Origin of the sequence: Vibrio sp. V03_P4A6T147 (genome assembly GCF_002241085.1) — a bacterium.
GTDB classification, from domain to species: Bacteria; Pseudomonadota; Gammaproteobacteria; order Enterobacterales; family Vibrionaceae; genus Vibrio; species Vibrio anguillarum.
On record NZ_NDIO01000278.1, the window covers coordinates 1 to 2,787 of the forward strand.

The 2,787-nt window shown below is 42.9% G+C and carries 3 protein-coding genes; all 3 read left to right on the forward strand.

The features are described 5' to 3' along the window. Positions 1–130 precede the first annotated feature (130 nt). From B9J84_RS10875 to B9J84_RS10885, 3 genes are read left to right on the forward strand one after another with little or no spacing between them, the layout of a single operon-like run. Complete coding sequence (locus tag B9J84_RS10875) at positions 131–1,201, forward strand: DUF6765 family protein (protein ID WP_094124121.1); 1,071 nt, start codon at positions 131–133, stop codon at positions 1,199–1,201. A gap of 34 nt (positions 1,202–1,235) precedes the next feature. Then, complete coding sequence (locus B9J84_RS10880; protein WP_094124122.1) at positions 1,236–2,174, forward strand: hypothetical protein; 939 nt, start codon at positions 1,236–1,238, stop codon at positions 2,172–2,174. Between the two features lie 3 nt (positions 2,175–2,177). After that, a complete protein-coding gene (locus tag B9J84_RS10885) occupies positions 2,178–2,510 on the forward strand; it encodes a hypothetical protein (protein WP_094124123.1) in 333 nt (110 codons plus the stop codon). Positions 2,511–2,787: the final 277 nt, after the last annotated feature.

Genomic DNA, 2,787 nt, shown 5'->3' on the forward strand with positions numbered 1-2,787 from the left:
GTATGCAGTGACAAACAGACCGTTCAAAAAACGCAAGTAAGCCGAGATTGATACTGTTTAGCCATTCGGCGGTTGTGACTCTATTCGCTGCAGCATGCTTAATGTAATAGTCATGCCAATGGAGGCCCGAATGCAAATAGATGGACATCATACTCTAACTTACGTTATCGCTCGGTATGCGGGGATTGAGCATACCGACGCTGAAAAAGTAGCGTATTCGGCTCAATATGTAGATGAGGCCACAAATGATAAGCCAATCCATTTTGATAATGGTGCGATGTACGACCGTATTGTATCTGCTCACAAAATGCTCGACTATCGAAACACGCAAGAGCTTGCAAATCATAAGGTATGGATACCATTTCACTTTCTTCCAGGCAACCAAGGCTTTCCTTCAAACGTTAAACCAGATGGAAGGTTTATACATCGGCTAGTTTGCAAACCAGACAGCGCTGTTGCAAGAGATATGCTGAGAATGGTGGCAACACATTGGTATAAGCCCTACGGCGTTCATCTGATGGGGATTGCCATGCATGTTTATGCAGATACTTTCGCCCATCAAGGTTTTGCTGGGGTGATCCACGACTACAACAAAGTAGATAACCTCGAATCGTCCTCCAGCTCTCTGTTACAACGAATTAAAGATGATTTGTTTAGTGGTGGGGTATCTGCTGCTTCTCCTCTTGGCCATGGTGCGGCCCTATCTTTTCCTGATAGACCTTACACTTCTTGGAATTATCTAAATGGAGAAGGGGAACACGTAGTAAGAGACAATACCTTGATATTTCTACAAGCCGCGGATGCGATGTGCAAAGCATTGCAATGTTGGAAACATGGTGACGCCGAGATCAATATCGATAATCAACCAGGTTTGACCACGCAGCAGCGCTCTTTAATAGAACACGCTTTAACAACCATAGATGATGAAGATGGTGAAGCTCGCCATACCAAGTGGCTTGAGTGGCTGCGAGAAGGAAAATTTGGCTTTGCTGCAGTCGATTTGTCGTTTGACAAGGATGGAGAGAACAGTTGGAAGCAACAGGCGAGGGGGCAAGGTTTTACACAAGACGGTAAATTTGTTTATCGCTACTCGTCATCCTTTTTAAATTCAGACTGGAAACTCTTTCATGATGCGCTCAAAACCTATCGCATAGAAGTGATCAGAGATGTCCTACCTAAGTACGGGATTTGTATCGCTTAGTGCGTCCACTCCTTAATAGTAAAAGGGAAAATACATGACTAAATGGTTTAAAGTCTCCGCTGTTACAAGGTTGAGGTTTATCACAACGGCTTCGCTGGTAGTGATAGGCCTTAGTGGCTGTGCATCGAATGAATCGATTACAATGGTGGGAGAGTACGCCAAGCAATCTACAGAAGTTCAAGACGCGCTAATCGCTGTATATGAATCTGCCGATGACGCGCGCATTAACGCTGAACTGATGAAAGCAACACGGGATGGTGTCACTGGCTCAGACCTAAATATTTCTACCATCAACAATGCCGGTCAAGAGGCTCTACTCAAAAACTTGAATACATTTTCCCAGAGTATTTATCTGCTTGCGACCGACGATAGAAGCGAAGCTCTGGATAAATACTCGGAGAAGCTAAATTCGTCGTTGGTATCTCTATCCCGGATGCCCCAAGTCGGAGAGATTGATGTAAACGACGTTGAATTACTCTCAACTAGCGTGAATGCAATCGCGCGTGCTTATACGGAGAAAAAGCGTTATGACCTATTAAAGAAAATCGTCATTGATTCAGAGAATATAGTTCAAAGCGCATTTAAATCATTAGAGGGTGAATTGGACTCTTGGAAGAAAGCGACAAGGATTTCTTTGGAAAAAGAACTGCGTATTCGCCTGTATCTACTCAACAACCCCAATCGCTGTGAAACCAGTGACAACATACGCTGTGTGACGTTCTATCATTCACTTGAAGAGCGAGCTGATGCTTACAAGAAAGCTTATGAGATCAGAGTACGTATAAACGAGCTAGATGCGAAGTTTGCAAAACTTGAACGTGCCTTAGTGGATATTCAAAAGTTGAACCAATCGATAGTCATATCTTTAAAAAATGATGACGACTTAACGAAGGACGCGGCCAAGAAAGCGCTCAAATCTACTAAGACACAGATCGATGCGATCAAAGAGTTTCGCGATAGCCTAGAGGACTAACTAATGGACCATAGCCACAACACTGTATACGCTGAATTGGAAAGTATGTATGACGAACTTCAAAGCTACCTTGACTCCGTCATGTTAGATCCAGAAGATGAGCCGTTGTTACTACAATGCGAACAACTGGGTGACCAAATTTATGCCTACAATGTGGTCATACTAGAAAGCAATTCGGTCACACTCGCTAAAGGACAAGGAAGTCTTAAGGAGCTTATCAATCAAGCGAAAGGAGCGAAGGAAGCTTTAAAGAGCGCGGAAGACAAGGTTAAAGTGCTAGCTCAGGTAGCTAATGCAATCGATAAGGTATTAGTACAGTTGGCTAAATTCTTATAAGCGTTTTCGTTTTTTGCATCTTAACACCTATGTAGTGGATGAATTTAATTAGCCACTCAATTAGAGGTTTTGCAATACTTTGTGTATTTAATTAAATGCTAATTTAGTCAAATCGCAGAGAAAGTTCTGTCCAGAAACGTGTTTCAGCGGATGGTCAAGACTTTGTGATCATCGAGCGATTCTGTCGTACCTTAATTACCAAGCAACTTTGTCATATGTTAACTAGCGGCTGAATTTGTCGGTGAGATGAGGGGATGTGGGGGTATTTCTCTGTAAG

Bases quoted from the DNA above. Each gene is read 5' to 3' on its own strand.
- B9J84_RS10880 (WP_094124122.1), top strand. From the start codon at position 1,236: ATGACTAAATGGTTTAAAGTCTCCGCTGTTACAAGGTTGAGGTTTATC.
- B9J84_RS10885 (WP_094124123.1), top strand. From the start codon at position 2,178: ATGGACCATAGCCACAACACTGTATACGCTGAATTGGAAAGTATGTAT.
- B9J84_RS10875 (WP_094124121.1), top strand. From the start codon at position 131: ATGCAAATAGATGGACATCATACTCTAACTTACGTTATCGCTCGGTAT.